The following is a 23,640-nucleotide window of genomic DNA, read 5'->3' as shown; positions in this document are numbered from 1 at the left end:
CAGGACCGCGGCGGCTCTGCGGGACCGAGCCTAACCGGCTCCAGCCGATCGGCCAGCCGATCGCCCACCCGCTGGACAGAACCGAGAGTAAATTGTTTCCGAACGGAACAAAGGCGGAATGTGAAAATCCCGCCCCGGTGCGTACGGGGGAACACGCACCGGGGCGGGAGTCGCGGGAGCCGCCGCCGCTTACTTGAGGTGCAGCTGCTGGCCCGGGTAGATCAGGTCGGCGTCGTCGACGATGTCGTCGTTCAGCTTGAACAGCTTCGCCCAGCCGCCCTTGACGTCGTGCCCCTCGGCGATCGAGCTGAGGGTGTCGCCCTTGACGACCTTGTACTCGCCGTCGCCCTTCTCGACCTTCTTGCCGGTCGGGGTGGTGACGGTCTTCTTCGCGGGCTTCTCGGTCTTCTGCTCCGCGGCCGGACGCTCGGAGGAGCGGGAGGCCTTCTGCTCGGTGGAGCGCTCGGCGGTGGAGCCGCTGCTCTGGCTCTGCGAGCTCTCGGAGCTGCCGGAGCCGCTGTCCTGGGAGCCGCCACCGGTGTACGCGGCGCCCGACAGGCCGGTGCCGCAGACCGGCCAGGCACCCTTGCCCTGGCCCGCGAGCACCTTCTCGGCGATCTGGATCTGCTGGGACTTGCTCGCCTGGTCGGCGGTGGAGGCGTACTGCGTACCGCCGTAGGCCGCCCAGGTGGAGGCGGAGAACTGCAGACCGCCGTAGTAACCGTTGCCGGTGTTGATGGACCAGTTGCCGCCGGACTCGCACTGGGCGACGGCGTCCCACTCGGACGCGGTGGCGGCGGAGGCGTTGCCGGCCGCCATCAGCGGGGCGGCGACGGCGGCACCGGTGACGCCGGCGACGGCGATGACACGGGTGGCCTTGGACGGACGACGGTGCTTGCCCTTGCCGGAAAACAGCATGGTTGATCCCCTCACCGACGCCTGCGAGGTGAGCTGTCGGGTTCGGGCCGGTTGAGTTGCCCGGCCGGGTTCCTCACGGAACTCGGCTTCACCCCTAGCCGCTCCGGCTCAACTGCCCGGTGCGGCGCCTACCTTGGGTCCCCCGCTCCTGCCTGCGGCGCTTGACGCGACGACTGTTCCCGTACGGCCGCTGGCAGGATTCGGCGTTGCGGCTGTCGGGGCCCGCGATGGCGAGCGGTCATGACCGTAGACACGCGCTCCGCGGATTTTCAAAGACGATCACGGCTTCTGAGACCTATCTCTCACGAGATCCAAAAGGGACATACGGTCTCTAACCGTGACGTGAACTCCCCCTACTTTTCGACCGATTCGCCCGTGACCGTGAGCGTCTGACCGGGCAGGATGTGGTCCGGGTCGGCGCCGACGACCGTCTCGTTGTCGGCGTAGAGAGCGCGCCACCCGCCGTCGACGTCAAGGGAGTCGGCGATGGCCCAGAGGTTGTCGCCGGAGCGGACCGTGTACGAGCCGTCCTCGACCTCTCGCGGCTCACCGTCCCGCGAGGCGTGGCGCCCCGTCGCCTCGTCCGCGCGGCCCTTCTCGACCGCACCCTCGTCCGCACTGTCGCCACGGTGCCGGCCGGAGCCGGACGAGCCCTCGGCGCCCTGCTGTTCGGCACTGCCGCCGGGGGTGGATTCGGTGGATGTGTCCGACTTGGTGGAGGAGTCCGTATCGCCGGACGACGCCTCGGAGGGGGTCCCGGACGGCGAAGAAGAGGGCGAAGGGGACGAAGAGGGCGCTCCGGACGCCGACTCGGGAGTCCCGTTCGCGTCGGTCGAGTCGGTCGTACCGGACGACTGGGAGGACTGGGACGACTCAGGCGACTGTGACGACTCGGATGTTCCGGTGGTCGCGGGTGATTCGGACGACTCGGAGCCGTCGGTCTTCCCCGACGTGTCCGAACCCTCCGACGCACCGTCACCGGTCGCCCCCGAGCCGCCGCTCGTGACCCCCGAGTCGTTGCCCAGGCCGGCGAGCAGGCCGCAGGTCGGCCAGGCGGCGATGCCCTGGTCGGCGTGTATCTTCTCGGCGATTCTTATCTGCTGGGAGCGACTGGCCTGGTCGGCGCTGGGGGCGTAGTCCAGGCCGCCGTACTGCTCCCAGGCCTCCTGGGACAGCTGCAGGCCGCCGTAGTACCCGTTGCCGCTGTTCTGGCTCCAGGCGCCGCCGGTCTCGCACTCGGCGACGCGGTCCCAGTTCGCTCCGTCGGCCGCGTGGGCGCCGGTGGCGCCGAGCAGCGGGATCGCGATGGCGGAGCCGGTCACTCCGGCTGCGACGACCAGAGCGGGAGCCTGGCGGGGGCGGCGGTGACGACCGTTCCCGGAGAGCATGCGACGACCTTTCACAAGACGACGGGGACCACGCGGCGGATGACGCTCGACACCACGTTGATCCGTGAACGTATAGGGAGATCATCGCTTGTCACAAGTTCATGCCGCGCAGATCACGTGAAGATCACAGAGTTGAGTGCGTGTCACGTTTGAACGACTCGGACGCGATGGTCCCCGTGACTTCGAGCGGCGGCGCTTGCGGCTCACACCGGACTGGCGTGGCCTCCCCGCGCCGGTTCAGCTCTTCCATGAGTACGGACCAGAAGCCCTTCCTGAACCAGGTGTTCTGCCGTTCCTTGGCGAGCTGCCACGGGCCGTAACCCTCAGGTAGCTCGTCCCAGAGACAGCCTGCACGCAGCCGGTGCAGAGCCCCGTTCAGCTGCGTCCGGATGTCCACGGCTCCGCGGGCGAACTGGCGGCGCGCGAAGTAGGCAGCCATGAGTTCCTCGACCACCGACCATTCCGATTCCGTCACCGCGGCAGGAACCGGCGTGCCGGTCCGCTCGTGCCACTCCGTCACCTTGCACTTGACCCCGGAACGCTTCCGCACTTCTCCGAGCGGCTCCACCTTGATGTCCAGGAGGCCGATCACCGTTGTCATCTCGGCCAGTTCGACGTGGGCCGCTCCCCTGACCGCCTGAGCCAGGCACATGATGGTTCGAGTGGTCGTTGCTGCGGCCTCCTGCCCCAGGAGCACCTGCCGCCCGGCGTCAAGCAGCGCCCTGGCGCTGTGCACGTCCTGAGCGAGCTGCCGTAAAGCCGCATTCCTCACCGCGCGGTCAGGACCTGAAGTGACCAGATTCGTGGTGGCGTGAGCCAGGGTTGCCTCCTTCTCCTGCAGCGCGGCCGTGAAGCGAGCCACGCGCTCACGCTGCCTGCCGATGTCACCGGGGTAGGGATTCAGCCTGTCCTGAGCTGCGGCCAGTACCCGCGGTTCGGTCAACAGTGCCTCGATCACCCTCCACACGGCCTCCTCGACGGCGTCGGAAGTCAGATACGGATCGGAGCAGTTCGTCTCTCGCCCTTTGCCGTTGTTGGCTCCACCGCATCGGTAGTAGCGGGTGGCGTTGGACTTGTTGAATGAGCCAACGTATCGGTGGCCACATTTGCCGACGATCCGGCCTGTCAACGGGTAAGCGTCAGCCTCCGCGTGCGAGGAGTGGCCACCTTCGCGCAAGGCACGCACCAACTCGTCCGCTCGCTCCTCGCTGATGAGGCGGGGAACTGTGAGTACCACACTCTCTCCGTGTACCGGGACACCGTTCTCATCCAGCCTGGTTCTGTTCCTCCCGTAGCCCGCTGGGTTACGGAAGATCACCTCTCCCTCCAGAAGAGAGGTGCACCGAAGACGCCGGTGGAGGTTGGAAGCGGTCCAGGGCCGACCACTGCGGGTGAGCTGCCCCAGGGAGTTCAGTCGCCGGGCCGCCTCGGAGACATTGTGCGACTCGTCCACAATGAGGCTCACCGCCCTACGGACTACGCGTGCTTCCCCCTCGTCGACAACGAGCGTGGATCGGTGCCCGCCGGCTTTGTCGATGGCGTACCCCCACGGCGGCGGGCCGCCCACCCATCCGCCGTCGAGAGCCTTGCGCTGGCGTCCGCCCTGGGTGCGCTCGCAGAGGAGGGTGCGCTCGGCTTCGGCTCTCAGGACGCAGCCCTGCAACTGCTGACGGCCTGACTCCGTGGCGGTGTCGATGTCCTCAGTGGCTGACACGAAGCTGACCCCAAGGTCCTCCAGGGCCCGTTGGCCGCGGGCGCGGTCATGGCGATAGCTTTGAACACGTCAGCCCCTTCACGGCTGGCAAGGCCCCGGAGTTCTGGACAGCTCTGGGGCCACCTGCGTTTACCGGGAAACTAACGCCTAGTGCAGATGGCATGCAGACAAACGGAAAAACATCCTCCTATCGTGCATGTCCTGATGTATCGGTTCTTCCCTGTCGCCACGGGCACTGGAACCGTCCGGTCCCGTTACGGTCGTACCGTGAATGTCCCGAGCGCCGCCCCCGAACTCTTCACCTGGGAGTTCGCCACCGACCCGTACCCGGCCTATGCCTGGTTGCGTCAGCACTCGCCTGTCCACTGGACAAAATTGCCAAGCGGAGTCGAGGCATGGCTGGTGACCCGCTACAGCGACGCGCGTGAGGCTCTCGCCGACGGTCGGCTTTCCAAGAACCCCGAGCATCACGCCGAAGACGCCGGCGGGAAGAGCAAGACCGGTATTCCTGGTGAGCGCAGCGCCAATCTCATGACCCATCTGCTCAACATCGACCCGCCTGACCACACGCGTCTGCGCCGCCTTGTCTCCAAGGCATTCACCCCACGGCGCATCGCGGAATTCGCTCCCCGGGTACAGCAGTTGACGGACGACCTCATCGACGGCTTCGCCTCCCGGGGCGAGGCAGATCTCATCCACGACTTCGCCTTCCCCCTCCCCATCTACGCGATCTGCGATCTGCTGGGCGTTCCTCGGGAGGATCAGAAGGACCTGCGCGACTGGGCAGGCATGATGATCCGCCATGGCGGAGGGCAGCGTGGTGGCGTGGCCCGTTCCGTCAAGAGGATTCGCGCCTACCTCGCCGAATTGATCCACCGGAAGCGTGACGACCTCGGCGAGGATCTGATCTCAGGTCTGATCCGAGCCTCCGACCACGGCGAACACCTCACTGAGAACGAGGCCGCCGCGATGTGCTTCGTGCTTCTGTTCGCGGGTTTCGAGACCACTATCAACCTCATCGGCAATGGCGTGTACACGCTAATGCGACACCCTCGAGAACGGGCTCGACTGCAGGAATCCATCCAACGGGGCGATTCGGCGTTGCTGGACAGCGGCGTCGAAGAACTGCTCCGCTACGACGGACCCGTGGAACTGGCCACCTGGCGCTTCGCCACGGAGCCACTCGTCGTCGGGCAACAACGCATCGCCAAGGGGGACCCCGTACTCGTCGTGCTCGCTGCCGCGAACCGTGACCCGGCGCGCTTCGCCGGACCGGACACCCTCGACCTGAACCGTCGTGACAATCAGCACCTGGGATACGGGCACGGCATTCACTACTGTCTTGGCGCGCCTCTCGCCCGCCTGGAAGGCCGCACGGCTCTGGAGACCCTGCTACGGCGCCTTCCCGATCTCCAGCTGGCGGCCGATCCTGATGACCTGCGCTGGCGAGGCGGGCTCATCATGCGAGGGCTCCGTGACCTCCCGGTGCGGTTCACCGCTGTCTGACCGGCTCAAGCCCCGGTGGCCTCGACCGCCCTGATCGCGTCCCGGTAGGCGCGTGCCGCCGCTCTCAGGGCTGCCTCGGGGTCGGTGCCCTCGGCCTCGGCGCGGGCGGCGAGGGCGAGCAGTTCGTAGCCGATGCCCTCGCCGGAGGGCAGCGGGACGGGCAGGCCCGCGGTGCGGACGCGGGAGGCGAGCTTGGCGGCGAGGGCGAGGCCGGGCTGGCCGAGGGGGACGCCCTCGGTGACCGAGGTGCGCTGCTTCTCGGCGGCCTTGGTGCGCAGCCAGTGTTCCCGGACCTCCTCGGGTGTGGAAGCCGTCTCGTCGCCGAAGACGTGCGGGTGGCGGTGGATGAGCTTGTCGACGATGGTGCCGGCCACGTCGTCGACGGAGAACGGGGCGCCGGGGTCCTCCTCGGCGATGCGGGCGTGGAAGACGACCTGGAGGAGCACGTCGCCCAGTTCCTCGCGCAGTTCGTCGCGGTCGCCGTCCTCGATGGCCTCGACGAGTTCGTAGGCCTCCTCGATGGCGTACTTGGCCAGGCCCTTGTGGGTGCGCTGCGAGGACCACGGGCATTCCAGACGGATGCGGTCCATGACCTGGACGAGGTCGAGGAGGCGGGCGCCCGGGAGGTCGTAGGAGGCGGGGAGCAGCTCCAGCTCGGGCATCCGGACGCGGCCGGAGCCGGCGAGGCGGGCCAGTCCGTCGGTGAGCGCGGGGTCGCCCTCGCCGGTGGCGACGACCACGGCCGTGCGGCCGCCGGCGCAGGCGTCCACGAGTTCCTCGGCGGTCGGGGCCGCTTCGTCGACCCGGATGCCCGCCTCGCGCAGATAGGGCAGCTGCGGGTGGGCTCCGTCGGCGCACAGGACGCGGTCGGCGGTGCGCAGGGCCTGCCACGCGGGCCAGGACAGCAGGCCTGGGGCGACACGGTGGCTGGTGGTGAGCAGGACGATGCGGCCCTGGTCGGGGGCGGTCGCGTCGGCGGTGGTTGCGTTCACTCTCCGAACCTAACGCACGCCGCCGACGGCCCCCCGGGTTGTCCACAGGGGGCTGCACGACCATGTGTTCGGCTGACAAAAGGACCGGCGGAAGCGGCTACGCCGGTTACGCCGTCTGCCGGGTCTCCGCCGCCGCGATCTCCCGCACCCACGGCGTCTGTGTGTCGACGCGGCTGCTCTTCTGGACGTCCCAGGCGCCGTAGCGCGGGTTGAGGTCGACGTCGAGCTTCTTGGAGGCCTCGGACAGGGCCTGCCAGAACTCGGGCCGGCTGGTGTCGGTGCCGAGGCTCTGGGCGAGCTTCTGGGCCTCGATCTGGACGAGGAGGTTGTCGTCGAGGCGCTCGGGGGCGACGCCGTACTGCTGGAGCCAGACCGTCTCCAGCTGCTCGGGGCCGCCGGCCTGCCCCTCCAGCTCGCCGCGCATCCCCTGCACTTCCTTGCGGCTGACGGTCACCCCGGCGTCCTGGGCGGCGCGGTGCAGGACCCGGTCGAGGACCATGCCGTGCAGGGTGTCGCGGGTGAGGGTGCCGGACCTGGCGACGACCTGCTGGTACTGGGTGTCGTCCGGGACGGCGGCGCGCTGTGCCTCGCGCACCTCGTCCACGCGGTGCTCCAGCTGGGCGACGGTGATCCGCTGGTCGCCGACGACGGCCGCCGCGCCCGGATGCGCGTCGTTGCCGCAGGCGGCGAGCAGGGGTGCCGCGGCGGCGATCGCGGCGGTGAGGAGGAGCGCGGAGCGACGGCGGCGGTGCAAGGGAACCTCCCGTTGGAGATTGTGCGACGGTGCACAAAGTCTTGCGATGATCGATGTTAGGCAGTGGCCCGGCTCTGGCCAACCCATTGGACCAACGATTCATCAGGACTTCGGGCACCGCCTCGCGCCCGCCCGCGCCCGGCGGGCGTCCGCCGGTGGTCAGCCGCGCATCTGGCCGAGCCACTGCAGGGTGCGCCGGATCTCGGCGGCGAGCGGGTGGCCGGGGCCGTGGACGCGCTCCACGTCGTGCAGCAGCCGGGCCAGCGTGTCGTGGGCGGCGGCGCGGTCGCCGAGGGCGAGGAGGAGGTGGCCGATGCGGCGGCGCACGTCGTGGGCGAGGTCGGGGTCGCCCGCGACGTACTGGTTCTCGTAGTACGGCAGCAGCGCGCGGTACTCGGCGAGGGCGGCGGCCGGTTCGCCGAGCTGTTCCAGGCACTGGGCGGCGTCGTAGCGGTGGCGCAGGGACTGCGGGTCGGCCTGGCCGGCCTCGGCGGCGCGTTCGTCGGCGAGGCGGCGCAGCTCGGGCAGGGCGCGCCGGTACTGGCCGTCGTCCATGAGGGTGGCCGCGTACTGCTTGCGCAGGGTGCGCACGACCGGGGAGCGTTCGCCGTGCTGTTCGGCGGCGGCGGGCAGGATCGCGCCGAGGATGTCGACGGCCTGGGTGATGCGGCCCTCGCCGAGGAGGCGCTTGACGTCGTCGACGGCACGGGCCACGTCCGGCTTCTCGGCCTCGGCGGCGGGCGCCACCGGGGCGGGTTGCGGCGCGGGGGTGCGGGCGCGGTCGGGCCAGGGGGCGTGCGGGCGTACGAAGGGGCGGGTGGGGTCGAGGGGGCCGCCGGTGGGCATGCCGCGCGCGGGCAGCAGCAGCGCGAGGTGTTCGTAGACCTCCTGGGCGGAGTCGGGGCGGTGCTGCGGGTCCTTGGCGAGCAGGCGCAGGACCAGGGCTTCGAGCGCCTCCGGGACCTCGGGGCGGATGCGGCGCACGGGCAGCGGGGGCTCGTACAGGTGCCGGTGCAGCACGCCGAGCGCCGTGGAACCGGCGAACGGGACGTCGCCGCTGAGCAGTTCGTGCAGGAGCACACCGAGCGCGTACAGGTCGGTGTACGGGCCGACGGCGCCGCCCATGGCCTGCTCGGGTGCCATGTAGGCGGGTGAGCCGATGGGGGTGCCGGTGTGGGTGAGGCGGGTGGTGTCGGCGTCCATGACGGAGGCGACGCCGAGGTCGAGGACGGTGACGGCGCCGTCCTGTCTGACCATCACATTGCGCGGCTTGAGGTCGCGGTGGACGATCGGCACGGCGTGCACGGCGCTCAGTACGGCGCACAGCTGGGCGGCGACCGCGACGGCCCACTGCCACGGGTAGGGCTCGTGCTCGGCGAGGTGGTCGGAGAGGTCGGCGCCGTCGACGTACTGCATGACGAGGAACAGCTCCTCGCCCTCGCTGCCCGCGTCGTGCACCGTGACCAGGCCGGGGTGGTCGACCTGTGCGGTGATCCGGCACTCGCGCACGAACCGGCGGCGCAGTTCGTCGGCCTCCTGCCCGGCCACCTTGTCGGGGCGCAGCAGCTTCACCGCCACGCGCCGGTCGAGGCGCCGGTCGTACGCCGTCCAGACCTGTCCCATGCCGCCCTGGCCGATGAGCGTGGACAGCTCGTACCGGCCGGCGACGACGCGTCCTGTCGCCACGGTCACCTTCCGCCCTGGTGGTGGCCGCCGTCGGCGTGTCCGCCGTTGCGGTCTCGGCCGTCGTGGCCGCCACCGTCGTGGTTGCGCAGGTAGTCGCTGAGCTCGTCGAGTTCGGCGCGGACCTGGTCGATGCGGGCGGGAGCGGGGTGCTGCTGCGGCGGTGGGGCGACGGGATGCTGGACCGCGGGCGGCGGGGCGACGGGGTGCTGGACCGCGGGCGGCGGGGCGACCGGGTGCTGGGCCGCGGGCGGCGGCGGGTACGGCCCCACCGGGTGCGCCGGGCCGTAGTGCGGGCCGGCGACGGGGGCGTGGGCATGGGGCGGCCGGTAGCCGGCGAAGGGGCGCGGGGCGGCGTGCAGGCGTATGTCGATCACCAGGAAGTATGCGGTGGCCGCCGCTCCGATCAGCAGCAGCCCCGCCATCGCGGCGTCCGTCCGGTGGTCCGTCTCGGGCAGCGAACCGACCACGGCCAGACAGGCGATGGACAGCGGCAGGCTCACCCACGCGGCCGTCCAGTCGTACCAGCGCCCGCGCAGGACGGCGACCCGGAACAGCGGCACGCAGGCGAGCAGCCCGCACGTCAGAAAACCGGCGGCGGCGTACAGCACGCGCAGGGTGATGACAGTGGCCGCGCCGCGGGAGGGCGGCGGCCCGGCGCTGTTGCCGTACATGACTGCTCCTGGACGGGTGATGCCGACGTGCCGAACAGACCGGGCCGTTCGGAGTGGAAGTCCGAGCGTATAGGCCCGAACGGACAACGGGTCACGGTTGTACCGAACCGTTGTCGCTCCGCTCGGCGGCCGGTCACCGGCCCGGATCCACCGTGCCGTCCGTGAGGCCGTCGTACATGCCCCGCACCAACTGCTCCCCCAGGCGGCCCGCGAGCCGCAGCGCGCGCTCGAACTCGTCGAGGGCGCGGAAGCGGTCGCCGTAGCCGCGCTGGGCGTCGAGGGGCAGCCGGGGCAGTTGCAGGCGCCGCACGTCGAGGCGGGTGGCGGTGGAGGCGTAGCTGCTGGCCTGCCGGTGGTTGGCGGTGCCGCGCAGGAACCCGGCGAGGAACCAGGGGTCGAGGGCGACGGGGTCGGGGCGCAGGAGCACGAGGTTGCGCCCCAGGGCGGCGCCGGCCGTGGCCTCGTCGATCACGCGCGCGACGGATCCGCTCCCGAGGACGGGCACGACGACGTCACCCGGTTCGGTCAGGACGGGTTCCTCGTCGCTCTCCGGGAGGGCGCCCGAGGGTCCGGCGCCGGTGAGGACGTCGTGGTCGGTGAGCACGGGCACGCGCGCGTGGCCGCCGTTGGTGCCGGTGCGCAGTACGAGGGCGCCGCCGCGGGCGAGTTCGCCGACGGTGGTGAGCGGCCGGCGGGGCGCGGCGCGTCCGGTGCCGGGGGGTGCGGGGGTGAGTTCCGCGGTCAGGCGCAGGGTCTCGTCGAGGCGCTCGCGTACGTCCGTGAGCCGTCCGGTGTCACCGGTGGCACCGGGGGGCGGCAGGTGGCGGGCGGGGGCCAGGTCGACGTCGTCGTCGAGGAGTTCGATGACGGGCAGACAGCGGGCGAGGCCCGGCCGGTCGTCGAGCCGGCCGGTGCGGTCGAATTCGCCCCAGGCGTCGAGTACGGCGTCCCGCACGGACCGCCAGTCAGGACCGCCCCGTCCCTCCCCGGCGAACTGCCCCGCGTCGGCGAGCAGCACCCCGGGCTGGGCGGGCGCCTTCTCGGGCCGGCGCAGCACCCACACGTGCAGGGGGATGTTGTACGGGGGTGCCGCGCCGACCGGCAGGGCGATCACGGCGCGCAGCGCGCCCCGGCGCAGCAGGTCGGCGCGGACCCGGCGGCCGGAACGGCGGGAGGCGGCGGCGGGCGGCATGAGGACGACGACGGTGCCGCCGTCCCTGACGCGGGCCAGGGCGTGCTGCACCCAGGCCAGTTCGGACTCGGTGCGGGCCGGGAAGCCGTACTCCCAGCGGGGGTCGTAGGCGAGTTCGTCGTGGCCCCAGTTGCGCTCGTTGAACGGCGGGTGGCACAGCGCGGCGTCGGCGCGCAGGCCGGTGCGGGCGTCCGCGCGCAGGCTGTCACCGGCGGCGATCCGCACGGCGGCGTCCGTGCCCAGGGCGAGCCGCAGCGCGGTGAGTGCGGCCAGTGCGGGGTCGCTGTCCTGGCCGTACAGCTCCTGTCCGGGCCGGGGGGTGGCGGCGGCGGCGCGGAGCAGGGTGCCGGTGCCGCAGGCGGGGTCGAGGACCGTGCGGGCGGGGCCGGCGAGTTCGGCCATCAGCTCGGCGAGCGGGTCCGGGGTGAGCGTGTACTGCCGCGGGTTGGCGTCGAGGTGCCGGCCGAGCAGGAACTCGTACGTCTTGCGGGCGCCCGGTCCGGCGGCGAGTTCGGCGGTGCCGCGCAGGAGCGGGGCGGAGGGGAGCAGCCGGGGGCCGATCGGGGTGGCGACGGTGCGCTCGGGACCCGTGCCGAAGCGGGCGTCGAGCACCTGGTCGAGGGCGGCGGGCAGCATGGCGGCGAGGCGTTCGTCGGAGCCGGCGCTCGCTTCCAGCCAGAGGGTCGGGCGGTCGTGGATGAGCAGGAGGACGCAGCCGGCGTGCACCAGGGCGGCGACCGGTCCTTCGGGGTGGCCGGCGAGTTGCTGCCAGACGCGTTCGCGCGGGGGGACCTCGGCGAGTTTGCCCTGGGCGCGCAGCCATGCCTCGACGTCGGCGAGGGCGAAGGACGGGCTGGTCTCGGTGCCGCCGACCGGTTTGGGGAAGTCCGCGTGGCGACGCCGCCAGTTGCTGACGGCGGCCCGGCCGACGCCGGCGAGCCGCGCGATACCGGCGGCGGTCACCTCTGTCCCGTCTGTCCCCTTGTCCTGCACGGTCGGGCCCCCTCGTCCTGGTCTGTGACGGCGATCCTACCGATGAACACGGCCCGACTCCGATTCACATCGTGTACTGGAGTGAAGGCGTGAACCGTGTTGACTCGGTTCACAGGCCATGGTCTTATTGACGCACCGAACCGACCGGGCCCATGGGCTCGGGTTCACGGTCAATCGATCTGTCTATGGGGAGAGGACTGACGTCATGGGGATGAAGACCAAGATCGCGCTGGGTGCTGTGGTGGGGATCGCCGTCATCGGCGCGATGTCGGCGAACTCGGGCGATGGGAACGGCGACGGCAAGAGCGACAGCCGTACCTCCGCGAGCTCGGGCGAGAAGCCGGCCGGCGCGAAGGCGGACGGCGACGCGAAGACGGACGGCGCGTCCGACGCGAAGCCCGCCGAGGACAAGGCCGTGGAGAAGCCGTCCCAGGCCGAGCAGTTCAAGGCGTTCGTGCAGAAGAACGGCTCGCCCAACGAGAAGGACGCCGTCTCCCACGTCACCAAGGTGCAGGGCGCCGACGAGCAGAACGACATCCTCGACGCCGCCGACGTCTACACCGACTTCACCGGCGGCCTCATGGGCGAGGGCACGGGCCCGGCCAAGCTCATCGCCTCCGCGTTCGCCGACTGGAAGGACAGCGACAACGGCCTCGTCACCATCTACGACGCCGACGGCGAACTGCTCGGCAACGGCCAGTTCTGACGGCCGGACCGCGCTCACCCTTCACGAAGAATCCCTGAGGGGACCGACCATGCGCCGTCGCGCGCACCGCACCGCACTCACCGCACTCGTCCTGGCCACGGGCGCCACCGCGTGCCTGACCGGCTGCCAGTCGGGCCAGGACGACACCTCGTCCGGCGGAACCGCCCGATCCGCCGCGCCCGCGGAGTCGACCTCCCGGCCGGCACCCGCATCGCCATCGGCATCGACGCCGGAGGAGCCGTTCGCCGGACTGACCGGCGAGGAGATATCCGAGCGGGCGATCAAGGCCACCACCGTCGACGGCACGCCCGCGATCACCCTGTACGAGACGGACGGCTCGGAGCGCAACACGCTGTACGTCGCCACCGACGGCAAGCCGTACCTGCTGCGCTTCGAGAGCGGGTCCGAGGAGGAGCCCTGCTCCCTCTCCCTGACCGGGTACGACGAGCCGGTGCCGGCCGAGGTCCCCTCCGGCGAGATCATCGACCTCGACGCAATGAGCGCCTGAGCCCCGGGGGCCGTGGGGGCCGTGGGGGCAACGTCCCACGACGACGTGCTCGGCGACGATCACTCCGGGACGGGCGGTCTCGTGGGCCGCGACCTACCTGATCTCCTCCACCCGGGCGGGGCCGGCGCCCCAGGCCGCCCGGTGGCCGGGCCGGGGCGCTGACGACGCCGCCCCGGTGGGCGCGTCAGCCCCGGCACTGCTTCGACAGCATCGCCTTGTCCGCCTCGGTCACCGCCAGCTCGTACTTGACGGCGACCTGGGCGAAGCGGACGGCGTACGCACACCGGATCGACTTGTCGGGCGGCAGCCAGGAGGCCGGTCCGGAGTCACGTTTGGCGGAGTTGGCGCGGCCCTCGACGGGAAGCAGGTTGAGCGGGTCGTTGGCCAGTTGCTCGCGTTTGCTCTCCGGCCACCGCGAGGAGCCCATCTGCCAGCTGTACGACAGCGGCACGACGTGGTCGATCTGGACCTCGCTCGCCTTCTGCTTGCGCCACTCGATGCTCGTCCCGGTGTACGGGTCGTCCAGCGTCATCGCGATGACCACGCAGTCGGAGCCGGACTTGAAGCGCACCTCCTGGCCGTCGCGTTTCAGCAGGTCGTTGCGGGTGTCGCAGCCGTTGCGGGCGAGCGGGACGCCGTCGGCGGTGTCCATCCAGGCGTAGCCGAACTCGTCGCGGTCGTACCCCGTCTTCGGTCCGCGTCCCTTGGTCGCGAGGCCGTCGATCAGCTTGCGGGCCTCGGCCTGCGGACTGTCGCCCGTGACCGGGGCGAGGCCCGGTTCGGTTCCGTCCGGGTTCTTCAGCGGGCTGACGGCATGGCCCGCGGCGGGGGCCTCGGCACCGCCGCCCGAGGCCGGGGCGTCGCCGTCCGCCTCCAGGCCTTCGCAGCCGGCCACCAGGGCCAGGGCGAGGGCCGCCCCCGCGGCCCATCCGGTACGGATCCTGCTGTGCCGCCTCATGCGCGCCCCTCCCCTTGCCGTTCGCGACAACCACCGTAGCGAGGGAGCGGTCCAGACCATAGTGGGCGTTAGTCAGGCATTAGTGGGCACGCAGGACATATCTGTCGTACGGTCGACAGTGAGTCACGTCTCGGAAGGAGCTCTGCATGGGCATCCTCGACAAGATGAAGAGCATGGCCGGCAAGGACAAGGACAAGTCAAGGAAGATGTCCGACGCCGCCGAACGCCAGGTCAACCAGAGGACCGGCGGCAAGTACGAGAAGCAGGTCGACGCCGCGCAGCAGCAGGCCGAGGGCAAGCTCGGCTTCGGGCGCGAGCGGGGCGGCGGCCCGGAGCAGCACTAGCCGCTTCCCGTGACCCGGACACGTCGAAGCCGCCCACGGGACTACCCCCCGTGGGCGGCTTCTTCACCGGTCACGACGATCCGGTGCGGGCCTACGACCCAAGGATCGAGGTCAGGAACTCGCCCACCCAGCCGAGCAGTTCCCGGCCGACGAGCGGCTTGCCGCCCACCTTCGCGGTCTTCGGGCGCGGTACGAGCACTTGGTGCGTGCCCGCCTTGATGACGCTGCCGGGGTAGAGCCGCTTGAGCCGCAGCTCCTGGGACTCGCGCAACTCGACCGGCGCGAAACGGATGTTGTTGCCCTGGAGCACGACCTCGCCGACGGCGCACGCCCGCGCGAGCATGCGCAGGCCCGCGACCAGCAGCAGGTTCTCCACCGGCTCCGGCAGCTTGCCGTAGCGGTCGACGAGTTCCTCCCGTACGGCCTTGATGTCCTCCTCGCTGTTGGCGGAGGCGATGGACCGGTACGCCTGGAGGCGCAGCCGCTCGCCGGGCGCGTAGTCGTGCGGGACGTGCGCGTCGACCGGCAGCTCGATCTTGACCTCCAGCGGCGGCTCCTCCTCCACGCCGCCCTCCAGGGAGGCCCGGTAGTCGGCGACGGCCTCGCCGACCATCCGTACGTACAGGTCGAAGCCGACGCCCGCGATGTGGCCGGACTGCTCACCGCCGAGCAGGTTGCCCGCGCCGCGGATCTCCAGGTCCTTCATCGCCACGTACATGCCCGCGCCCATCTCGGTGTGCTGGGCGATGGTGGCGAGCCGCTCGTGCGCGGTCTCCGTCAGGGGCTTCTCCGGCGGGTAGAGGAAGTACGCGTACCCGCGCTCGCGGCCCCGGCCGACCCGGCCGCGCAGCTGGTGGAGCTGGCTGAGGCCGAAGTTGTCGCCGCGTTCGACGATGAGGGTGTTGGCGTTGGAGATGTCGATGCCGGACTCGACGATGGTCGTGGAGACCAGCACGTCGAACTTCTTCTCCCAGAAGTCGACAACGACCTGCTCCAGGGCCTGCTCCGACATCTGGCCGTGGGCGGTGGCGATGCGCGCCTCGGGGACGATCTCGCGCAGCTTGGCCGCCGCGCGGTCGATGGACTCGACGCGGTTGTGGATGTAGAAGACCTGGCCCTCGCGCAGCAGCTCGCGGCGGATCGCGGCGCCGATCTGCTTGTGCTCGTAGGGGCCGACGAAGGTCAGCACCGGGTGGCGCTCCTCCGGCGGGGTGGTGATCGTGGACATCTCGCGGATGCCGGTGACCGCCATTTCCAGGGTGCGCGGGATGGGGGTGGCGGACATGGTCAGGACGTCGACGTTGGCGCGGAGCTTCTTCAGCTGCTCCTTGTGCTCGACGCCGAAGCGCTGCTCCTCGTCGACGATGACCAGGCCCAGGTCCTTGAACTTCGTCTCGGAGGAGAACAGGCGGTGGGTGCCGATGACGATGTCCACCGAGCCCTCGCGCAGCCCCTCCAGGGTCGCCTTCGACTCGGTGTCGCTCTGGAAGCGGGACAGCGCCTTCACCTTCACCGGGAACTGCGCGTACCGCTCGCTGAACGTGCCGAAGTGCTGCTGCACCAGCAGCGTGGTGGGGACGAGTACGGCGACCTGCTTGCCGTCCTGGACGGCCTTGAAGGCGGCGCGGACCGCGATCTCGGTCTTGCCGTAGCCGACGTCGCCGCAGATCAGGCGGTCCATCGGGACCGTCTTCTCCATGTCGTCCTTGACCTCGGCGATGGTGGTGAGCTGGTCCGGGGTCTCCGCGTAGGGGAAGGCGTCCTCCAGCTCGCGCTGCCAGGGGGTGTCCGCGCCGAACGCGTGGCCCGGCGCCGCCATCCGCGCGCTGTACAGCTTGATCAGGTCGGCGGCGATCTCCTTGACCGCCTTCTTCGCGCGCGCCTTGGTCTTGGTCCAGTCGGCGCCGCCGAGCCGGTGCAGGGTGGGGGCCTCGCCGCCGACGTACTTGGTGATCTGCTCCAGCTGGTCGGTGGGGATGTAGAGCCGGTCGCCGGGCTGGCCGCGCTTGGCGGGGGCGTACTCCACGACCAGGTACTCGCGGGTGGCGCCCTGGACGGTGCGCTGGACCATCTCGATGTAGCGGCCGACGCCGTGCTGCTCGTGGACGATGTAGTCGCCCGCCTCCAGGGTGAGCGGGTCGATGGTCTTGCGGCGCCGGGCGGGCATCCGCGCGCCCTCGCGGCCGGCGGCCTTCTGTCCGGTCAGGTCGGTCTCGGTGAGCACGGCGAGCTTGAGGGCCTGGTCGACGAAGCCGTGGTCGATCGAGCCGCAGGAGACGTGCACGACGGAGGGGCTGAGCGTGCCGAGGTCCTGGTCGAGGCGGGCGGCGATGCCCTCGCCGCCGAGGACCTCGACGGTGCGGGAGGCGGGGCCGTGGCCCTCGGTGAGGTAGACCGCGCGCCAGCCGTCGGCGAGCCAGCCCTTGGTGTCGGCCAGTGCCTTGGCGGTGTCGCCGCGGTAGGTGTCGGGGGCGTGCATGCCGAGCTTGAGGGTGTCCGAGTCGCCCGTCGTGTCGGCGTCGGACGTCAGCGTCTCGTCGGCGGCGAAGGGTGAGACCGACCACCACATCATGTCCAGCTCGCGGGCCCGTTCCCGGACGTCCGCGATGGACCACAGGGAGGCCGCGTCGACGTCGATCGGTGCCTCGCCGCCGCCCGCCGTGGCGGCCCAGGAGGCCTGGAGGAACTCCTGCGAGGTCGCCACCAGGTCGGCGGCCCGCGTGCGCACCCGCTCCGGGTCGCAGACCAGGGCCATCGACCCCTTGGGCAGCACGTCGAGGAGCAGTTCCATGTCGTCGACGAGGACCGGGGCCAGGGACTCCATGCCCTCCACCGCGATGCCCTCGGCGATCTTGCCGAGCAGTTCGCCCAGCTCGGGGTGGTCCTCGGCGAGGGCGGCGGCCCGCTCGCGCACGTCCTGGGTCAGCAGCAGCTCGCGGCAGGGCGGTGCCCACAGGCCGTGCTCGGCGACCTCCAGGGACCGCTGGTCGGCGACCTTGAAGTAACGGATCTCCTCGACGTCGTCGCCCCAGAACTCGACCCGGAGCGGGTGCTCCTCGGTCGGCGGGAACACGTCCAGGATGCCGCCGCGCACGGCGAACTCACCGCGCTTCTCCACCAGCTCGACGCGCGCGTACGCGGCCGCCGCCAGCGCCTCGACGATCTCCTCCAGGTCGGCGCTCTGCCCGGTGCGCAGGGCCACGGGCTCCAGGTCGCCCAGGCCTTTGACCTGCGGCTGGAGCACGGAGCGCACGGGTGCGACGACGACAGAGACCGGGCCGGTCTCCGGGTCGTCCGGGCGGGGATGGGCCAGGCGCCGCAGGACGGCGAGGCGGCGGCCGACGGTGTCGCTGCGGGGGCTGAGCCGCTCGTGCGGGAGGGTCTCCCAGGACGGGTACTCCACGACGCCCTCGGGCGGCAGCAGGGAGCGCAGGGCCGCCGCCAGGTCCTCCGCCTCGCGTCCCGTCGCCGTCACCGCCAGCACCGGGCGGCCCGTCTCGCGGGCCAGTGCGGCGATCGCGAAGGGGCGGGCCGCGGGCGGGCCCACCAGGTCGACGTGCATGCGGTTGCCGTCTGCGGCCGCCGAGATCGCTTCCGCGAGGGCGGTGTCCTTGACGACGGCGTCGAGCAGACCGTGCAGGCTCATGGAGGGGGCGCTTCCGTCCTGGGGTGGGGCAACACGAGTAGCCCGACTCGGTGAGGGTCGGGGGTGTCCAGGTTACGTCGGTCTGCTCGGCGGCGTCGGGGCTGTGGACGACGCCGGGTGTGTGGTGGCCGGCGCCGCGGTGCCGTACCAGGGGGCACCGCCCCCCCCTGGACCCCCGGGCCTGTGCCCATCCACCACCCGTCTCGGTGAGGTGAGAAGTCCACCGAAAGAGGCCCGGCGCCTCCGCCCCCCTGGGACGTCGACGCCGGGCCCTCCCCCGCAACCCCCGTGTGCGGTGGCTGTCGGGACGGGTGCTACTCCGTCGCGATGGCGTTCAGGACGTTCATGCGGCCCGCCCGGAAGGCCGGGACCAGGGCGGCGAACAGGCCCACGAAGGCCGAGCCGATGAAGACCCCGATGATCGTCGGCCAGGGGATGTCGAGGACGTTCAGGCCCTCCAGGGCGAGCAGCTTCTGGGCCGTGGCGCCCCAGCCCATGCCCAGGCCGAGGCCGAGCAGGGCGCCGAAGAGGGCGATGACCACGGACTCCATGCGGATCATGCGGCGCAGCTGGCGGCGGGAGAGGCCGATCGCCCGCATCAGGCCGATCTCGCGGGTCCGCTCGACCACCGACAGCGCCAGGGTGTTCACCACACCGAGGACGGCGACGATGATCGCCAGGGCGAGCAGGCCGTAGACCATGTTCAGCAGCTGGCCGATCTGGTCCTTCAGCTCCTGCTTGTAGTCGGTCTGGTCGGCCACCTGGTACTGCGGGTAGGCGTCCAGCGACTTCTTCAGCGCGGCGTACGCCTGGTCGCTCTGGCCGTCCTTCGCCTTGGCGAACATGATCGTGTTCGGCGGGACGTTCTCGGCCGGCAGGTACTTCCGCATCGTCTCGATGCCGATGTACCGGGCGCCCTGGTCGATGGCCACGTCGTCGCTGGTGATCGCGGCGACCTTCAGCTTCGCGGTCTCGCCGCCCTTGAAGGCGACGGAGAGGGTGTCGCCGACGTGCACGCCGTGCTTCTCGGCGTAGTCCGAGCCGACCGACATGGCGTCGGTGCCGTAGGCGGCGGAGAGCTCGCCCTCCGTCGTCACGCGGCGCACGTCCTCGGCGTAGGTCGGGTCGGCGGCGGTGACGCCGTCGTCGTCCGTCTTGCCGTCGGGCGAGGTCAGCGTGGCGTCGAGCATCTTGTAGCGGGTGACGTGCTCCAGGCCGGGCGTGTCGGTCATGGCCTTCTCGGCCTGCGGCACGATCCGCTGGTTGCCCTGGACGATGAAGTCCGCGCCGACCGTCTTGTCCAGCTCGCTGGTGGCCGAGGCGACCATGGAGGAGCCGACGACGGACAGGCAGGCCACCAGCGCGAGGCCGATCATCAGGGCGGCACCGGTGGCGCCGGTGCGGCGCGGGTTGCGCAGGGCGTTGCGCTCGGCCAGCCGGCCCACCGGGCCGAAGGCCCGCAGCAGCACCGCGCTGATCACCCGCACCACGAACCCGGCCAGCAGCGGGCCGATGACGACGAAGCCGATGAGCGAGAGCACGATGCCCGCGCCGAGCATCAGCGAACCGTCGCTCGCCTTGTCGGCGGAGGCGGCCGTCAGCAGGGCGGCGGCGCCGGCGCCGGTGAGCACCAGGCCGATCAGGCCGCGTATCCAGCCGGCCTTGGCGTCGGCCGGGGTGCCGGCGTCGCGCAGGGCGGCCATCGGGGAGATCTTGCCGGCCCGGCGGGCCGGCAGGTAGGCGGCCAGGACGGTGACCACGACGCCGAGGACCAGGCCGGTCACGGGGGTCGCCGTCTTGATGGTCAGGTCGTCGGTGGACAGGTTCATGCCCGCCGCGGACATCAGCTTCATCAGGCCGACGGCGATGCCGACCCCGGCCGCGACGCCGAGGACCGAGCCGACGATGCCGAGGAGGAGCGCCTCGACCAGCACCGAGCGGTTGACCTGCCGGCGCGAGGAGCCGATGGCCCGCATCAGGCCGATCTCGCGGGTGCGCTGGGCGACCAGCATGGAGAAGGTGTTGATGATCAGGAAGATGCCGACCAGGAACGCGATCCCGGCGAAGCCGAGCATGGCGTACTTGATGACGTCCATGAACTCGCCGACGTCCTCGCGTCCTTCGTCGGACGCCTCCTTGGCCGTATGGACCTTGAACGTGTCGTCTCCCAGGGCCCCGGAGACGTTCCGCTTGAGCTGCGCGTCGGTGACACCGGACGCGGCGGTGACGTTGAACTGGCTGAACCGGTCCGCGCCGCCGAGCAGTTCACGCTGGGCGGTGGGGGTGTCGAAGTAGACGACCGCGGCACCGGGGTTGGTGACGGTGAAGGAGGCGATACCGACGATCTTCGCCTTGAAGTCGCCGGTCTGCGCGATGGTGCGCAGCTCGTCGCCGATCTTCAGGTCGTGCTTGTCGGCGGTGTCGGAGTCGACCATCGTCTCGGTCGGGCCGCGCGGGGCGTGGCCCGAGGTGATCTCCATGGACCGCAGGTCGTTCTTGGTCCAGTTCCCGGCGATGGTCGGGGCGCCATTGGTGGCTCCCACGTTGTCGTTGTCGGCGTTGACGACGGTCACGTTCATGGAGACGACGCCGCCCTCGACCGACTTCACGCCGTCGACCGAACGGATCTTCTCCAGCGTGGACGCCGGCAGCGACTCGGGCACCCCGTTCTGCGGGGTGTCCTCGGCCTTGGCGTCCTTCGGGGCGACCGTCACGTCCGAGGAGGTGACGGCGAAGAGCTTGTCGAAGGTGGTGTTCATCGTGTCGGTGAACACCAGGGTGCCGCACACGAACGCCACCGACAGCAGGACCGCCACCGCCGAGAGCGCCATGCGGCCCTTGTGCGCGAAGAAGTTGCGCATCGAGGTCTTCACGACGGTCATGACGTGCGCCCCCGGGCGTCGAAGTTGGGGGTCTGGGGGTCTCCCCCAGAAAAACGCAGCATGCGGTCGAGCACGGCCTCCGCGGTGGGCTTGTGCATCTCGTCCACGATCCGGCCGTCGGCGAGGTACAGCACCCGGTCCGCGTAGCCGGCGGCCACCGGGTCGTGGGTGACCATCACGATGGTCTGGCCCAGTTCGGTGACCGACCGGCGCAGGAAGCCGAGCACTTCGGCACCGGCGCGCGAGTCGAGGTTTCCGGTCGGCTCGTCACCGAAGATGATCTCGGGGCGGGCGGCGAGGGCCCGCGCCACCGCGACCCGCTGCTGCTGGCCGCCGGAGAGCTGGGTGGGCCGGTGCTTGAGCCGCCCGGCGAGCCCCACGGTCTCCACGACCCGGTCCAGCCACGCGCGGTCGTACTTGCGGCCGGCGATGTCCATGGGCAGCGTGATGTTCTCGATCGCGTTGAGCGTCGGGAGCAGGTTGAACGCCTGGAAGATGAAGCCGATCCGGTCCCGGCGCAGCTGCGTGAGCTTCTTGTCCTTCAGGCCGGTGATCTCGGTCTCGTCGAGGTGGATCTGCCCGCTGGTGACGGTGTCCAGGCCGGCCAGGCAGTGCATCAGCGTGGACTTGCCGGACCCCGACGGGCCCATGATCGCGGTGAACTGGCCGCGCGCGATGTCCACGTCCACGTGGTCGAGGGCGACCACCCGGGTCTCGCCCGATCCGTAGGCCTTCACGACCTGCCGCGCTCGCGCGGCAACGGCCGTACGCCCTCCAGTGCTCCCGTGCGTGGGAATACTTACGGCCGATGTCATGTCAAGTCTCCTATGTCGGTCATCGAGTGAGCCGCCGGTGCCGCGGCCGTCGTACGTGTGTGCCGTCGTGCGTGCCGTCGTGCGTGCCGTCGTGCGTGTGTGCCGTCGAGGCGCGCCGCGTGTGCGCCGAGCTGCTGTCTCGAAGAGTCTGTCCGGAACCGGGGGTCGGCCGCGCTGGTGTTCAGCGCAGTCTTTTACTGAGGAAAACCCCACCCCCGCGGGTCCGGTTCACCGCCCCCCAGCGGCGTAAAGCCAGACTAAGGACGCCACCGGGCCCGTCTCGTCCTCCGTCGGTACGAACCCTCCCCGACCCGTAGTACGGAGGTACCCCTAGGGGCAGTCCACCCTTCGGTGGAGCGATCTCAGGGTCGCCCTCCACCCTGTGACGCACCGGTCGTCCACCCTCCCGCGGCGTCAGGGGCGAGCGAGCAGCACCGGGAGGGCGCGGGCGGCCGCATACCGACCCACCCGCGTACGGGAGATGTCCCCGCGCCGCGAGATGACCCTCGCGCGCCTCTCCGCCCTGGCCGTCGGCGTCCCCGCGATCGTCCTGGCGACCCTCGTCCAGCACCGCAGCCTCCAGCCCCTGGTGACCCTGTCCTTCTGTCTGGGCGCCTCGGCCATCGCCCCCGCCCTGGTCTACGGCCTCTTCTGGCGCCGCTTCACGCGCACCGGGCTGCTCAGCACCCTCATCGGGGGCTCACTGGCCGTCCTGCTCCTGATGCCGGGCACCAACCTGGTCTCCGGCTCGCCGGTCTCCGCCTTCCCCGAGGCCGACTTCAACTGGTTCCCGTTCACCACGACGGGCCTGGTCTCCATCCCGCTGGGCTTCGCCTGCGGCTGGCTCGGCACGATGCTCTCCGGCCGGCGCAAGGCTCAGGGGCAGCGCCGGCAGTACGAGGCGGTGAAGGGCTGGATCCTGGCGGGGGCGGTACGCAGGGGCGGCTGACGCGGGGCGTCACTCCACCGCGCGCCCCGTCAGCGAACTGAGATTGCTGCGTACGGAGTCCATCTGGGCCTGCAGTTCGTCCCACCGCTCCCCGTGCTCGCGCAGCACCCGTTCCGTGTCGCGGGCGATGCGCTCCTGACGCAACCGGGCCTCGGCGACCACCTCGGCCGCCCGGTCCCGGGCCTCCTCCTGCCGCCGTCCGGCCGCCTCCCGGGCGGCGGCCAGCTCCTGCTCCGCCTCGCGCACCCCCTGCTCGGCCCGCGCCACCAAATCCGCATGGTGGGCGTCCAGGGCCCGCGCCCGCTCCTCCTCGGCCCGCTCGGCGGCGGCCCACCGTCCGGCCAGCTCCCTGCTCTGCTCGGCCGCCGCCCCGGTGGTGCGCCTGCGCATCTCGCGCAGCGCGGACAGCGCTTCCGCGCGCCCCGCCTTCACCTCGCGCCGCGCCTCGATCCGCGCCTCGTCGGCCTCCGCGCGCGCCGCGAGCAGCAGCTGCCGGGCCCGCTCGTCGGCCTCGGCGCGTACGGCGTCGGCGTGCGCCCGGGCCGCCTCCCGCACTCTGTCCGCGTGCGCCCGCGCCTCCTCCATCACCCCCTCCGCGGTACCGCGCGCCCGCTCGCGTACCGCTTCGGCCTCCACCTCGACGAGCCGGAACAGGTCTCGCGCGCGCTCCCCCAGCACCTCGTAGTCCTGCGAGGTGAGCTGCGCGACCACCTCCTCCAGGTCTCCCAGGTCCTCCTCCATCTCCCTGGCCAGCACGGTGAGCCGGGCGGCCCGCTCCCAGGCCGCGTCACGCTCCTCGGAGAGGGCGGCGGCGTACGCCTCCACCTGCTCGGGACGGTAGCCGCGCCCGCGCCCGCGTACGGTCACGAAGCCGTGGGGAGACGCCGATGCACCGCTCATGCCCATCACCCCTGCATCACCCTGTGCTCACCTCGCGGTGAACCTGCCGCATCACATGGACCCGACCGACTTTATGGATCGGACGTAAGCCCACATAATCCGACACACCGCACGCAAA

Annotated in this window: 17 protein-coding genes, 1 pseudogene and 1 riboswitch; of the genes and pseudogenes, 5 read left to right on the top strand and 13 right to left on the bottom strand. The window is 71.2% G+C overall.

Annotated features, from left to right (window positions below):
* Positions 1-189 precede the first annotated feature (189 nt).
* The 3 genes from rpfA to ABS735_RS02310 all read right to left on the bottom strand — a co-directional run bounded on the left by rpfA (position 190) and on the right by ABS735_RS02310 (position 4,044).
* Positions 190-918, bottom strand: a complete 729-nt coding sequence (gene rpfA, locus ABS735_RS02320; protein WP_373902900.1) for a resuscitation-promoting factor protein RpfA — start codon at positions 916-918, stop codon at positions 190-192.
* A 3-nt stretch (positions 919-921) separates the two neighbouring features.
* Positions 922-1,088, bottom strand: a riboswitch (cyclic di-AMP (ydaO/yuaA leader).
* Between the two features lie 183 nt (positions 1,089-1,271).
* Positions 1,272-2,306: a transglycosylase family protein gene (locus tag ABS735_RS02315; protein ID WP_373902899.1), complete on the bottom strand. Its 1,035-nt coding sequence runs from the start codon at positions 2,304-2,306 to the stop codon at positions 1,272-1,274.
* Between the two features lie 124 nt (positions 2,307-2,430).
* Positions 2,431-4,044, bottom strand: a complete 1,614-nt coding sequence (locus ABS735_RS02310; RefSeq protein ID WP_373902985.1) for a transposase — start codon at positions 4,042-4,044, stop codon at positions 2,431-2,433.
* Positions 4,045-4,287: 243 nt separating this feature from the next.
* Between ABS735_RS02310 and ABS735_RS02305 the strand changes: the two genes are divergently transcribed.
* On the top strand, positions 4,288-5,526 hold the full coding sequence (locus ABS735_RS02305) for a cytochrome P450 family protein (RefSeq protein ID WP_373902898.1): 1,239 nt from the start codon (positions 4,288-4,290) through the stop codon (positions 5,524-5,526).
* A gap of 5 nt (positions 5,527-5,531) precedes the next feature.
* Here ABS735_RS02305 and ABS735_RS02300 read toward each other — a convergent pair whose 3' ends face one another.
* The 5 genes from ABS735_RS02300 to ABS735_RS02280 form a co-directional block, all read right to left on the bottom strand.
* A complete protein-coding gene (locus ABS735_RS02300; RefSeq protein ID WP_373902897.1) occupies positions 5,532-6,518 on the bottom strand; it encodes a nucleoside triphosphate pyrophosphohydrolase in 987 nt (328 codons plus the stop codon).
* A gap of 106 nt (positions 6,519-6,624) precedes the next feature.
* Positions 6,625-7,272, bottom strand: a complete 648-nt coding sequence (locus tag ABS735_RS02295) for a SurA N-terminal domain-containing protein (protein ID WP_373902896.1) — start codon at positions 7,270-7,272, stop codon at positions 6,625-6,627.
* Positions 7,273-7,431: 159 nt separating this feature from the next.
* The gene (gene pkaE, locus ABS735_RS02290; RefSeq protein WP_373902984.1) at positions 7,432-8,922 is read right to left on the bottom strand and encodes a serine/threonine protein kinase PkaE; all 1,491 of its coding nucleotides are present in this window, start codon (positions 8,920-8,922) and stop codon (positions 7,432-7,434) included.
* 38 nt (positions 8,923-8,960) lie between these two features.
* A complete protein-coding gene (locus ABS735_RS02285) occupies positions 8,961-9,629 on the bottom strand; it encodes a hypothetical protein (protein ID WP_373902894.1) in 669 nt (222 codons plus the stop codon).
* Positions 9,630-9,762: 133 nt separating this feature from the next.
* The gene (locus ABS735_RS02280; RefSeq protein ID WP_373902983.1) at positions 9,763-11,784 is read right to left on the bottom strand and encodes an N-6 DNA methylase; all 2,022 of its coding nucleotides are present in this window, start codon (positions 11,782-11,784) and stop codon (positions 9,763-9,765) included.
* 235 nt (positions 11,785-12,019) lie between these two features.
* On the opposite strand from ABS735_RS02280, the gene ABS735_RS02275 reads away from it, so the two are divergent.
* Together ABS735_RS02275 and ABS735_RS02270 are read left to right on the top strand one after the other, a co-directional pair.
* Complete coding sequence (locus tag ABS735_RS02275; protein WP_373902893.1) at positions 12,020-12,520, top strand: hypothetical protein; 501 nt, start codon at positions 12,020-12,022, stop codon at positions 12,518-12,520.
* A gap of 49 nt (positions 12,521-12,569) precedes the next feature.
* Positions 12,570-13,028, top strand: coding sequence for a hypothetical protein (locus ABS735_RS02270; protein WP_373902892.1), 459 nt, complete (start codon positions 12,570-12,572; stop codon positions 13,026-13,028).
* 184 nt (positions 13,029-13,212) lie between these two features.
* Here ABS735_RS02270 and ABS735_RS02265 read toward each other — a convergent pair whose 3' ends face one another.
* Positions 13,213-13,986: an HNH endonuclease family protein gene (locus ABS735_RS02265; RefSeq protein ID WP_373902891.1), complete on the bottom strand. Its 774-nt coding sequence runs from the start codon at positions 13,984-13,986 to the stop codon at positions 13,213-13,215.
* Between the two features lie 146 nt (positions 13,987-14,132).
* On the opposite strand from ABS735_RS02265, the gene ABS735_RS02260 reads away from it, so the two are divergent.
* Positions 14,133-14,330, top strand: a complete 198-nt coding sequence (locus ABS735_RS02260; RefSeq protein WP_373902890.1) for an antitoxin — start codon at positions 14,133-14,135, stop codon at positions 14,328-14,330.
* Positions 14,331-14,421: 91 nt separating this feature from the next.
* On the opposite strand, the gene mfd is transcribed toward ABS735_RS02260, so the two are convergent.
* The 3 genes from mfd to ABS735_RS02245 all read right to left on the bottom strand — a co-directional run bounded on the left by mfd (position 14,422) and on the right by ABS735_RS02245 (position 21,673).
* The gene (gene mfd, locus ABS735_RS02255) at positions 14,422-17,976 is read right to left on the bottom strand and encodes a transcription-repair coupling factor (RefSeq protein ID WP_373902889.1); all 3,555 of its coding nucleotides are present in this window, start codon (positions 17,974-17,976) and stop codon (positions 14,422-14,424) included.
* A gap of 314 nt (positions 17,977-18,290) precedes the next feature.
* Positions 18,291-20,858 (bottom strand): ABC transporter permease, encoded by a 2,568-nt coding sequence (locus ABS735_RS02250; protein ID WP_373902888.1) that lies wholly within the window; start codon positions 20,856-20,858, stop codon positions 18,291-18,293.
* Entirely contained in the window at positions 20,855-21,673 is an 819-nt protein-coding gene (locus ABS735_RS02245; RefSeq protein ID WP_373902887.1) for an ABC transporter ATP-binding protein, read from the bottom strand. The genes ABS735_RS02250 and ABS735_RS02245 overlap by 4 nt, the downstream gene beginning before the upstream one ends.
* Before the next feature lie 469 nt (positions 21,674-22,142).
* Here ABS735_RS02245 and ABS735_RS02240 point away from each other — a divergent pair.
* Positions 22,143-22,622: pseudogene (locus ABS735_RS02240) on the top strand (sodium:solute symporter family transporter); the annotation flags it as partial.
* A 9-nt stretch (positions 22,623-22,631) separates the two neighbouring features.
* On the opposite strand, the gene ABS735_RS02235 reads toward ABS735_RS02240, so the two are convergent.
* Positions 22,632-23,522 carry a coiled-coil domain-containing protein gene (locus tag ABS735_RS02235; protein ID WP_373902886.1) on the bottom strand — a complete coding sequence of 297 codons (891 nt, stop codon included), beginning with the start codon at positions 23,520-23,522 and terminating at the stop codon, positions 22,632-22,634.
* Positions 23,523-23,640: the final 118 nt, after the last annotated feature.

This window comes from Streptomyces sp. MMCC 100 (genome assembly GCF_041538145.2).
GTDB lineage: Bacteria > Actinomycetota > Actinomycetes > Streptomycetales > Streptomycetaceae > Streptomyces.
Note: the sequence above shows the minus strand (reverse complement) of the source record. Positions and strands in the feature narration are given on the sequence as shown.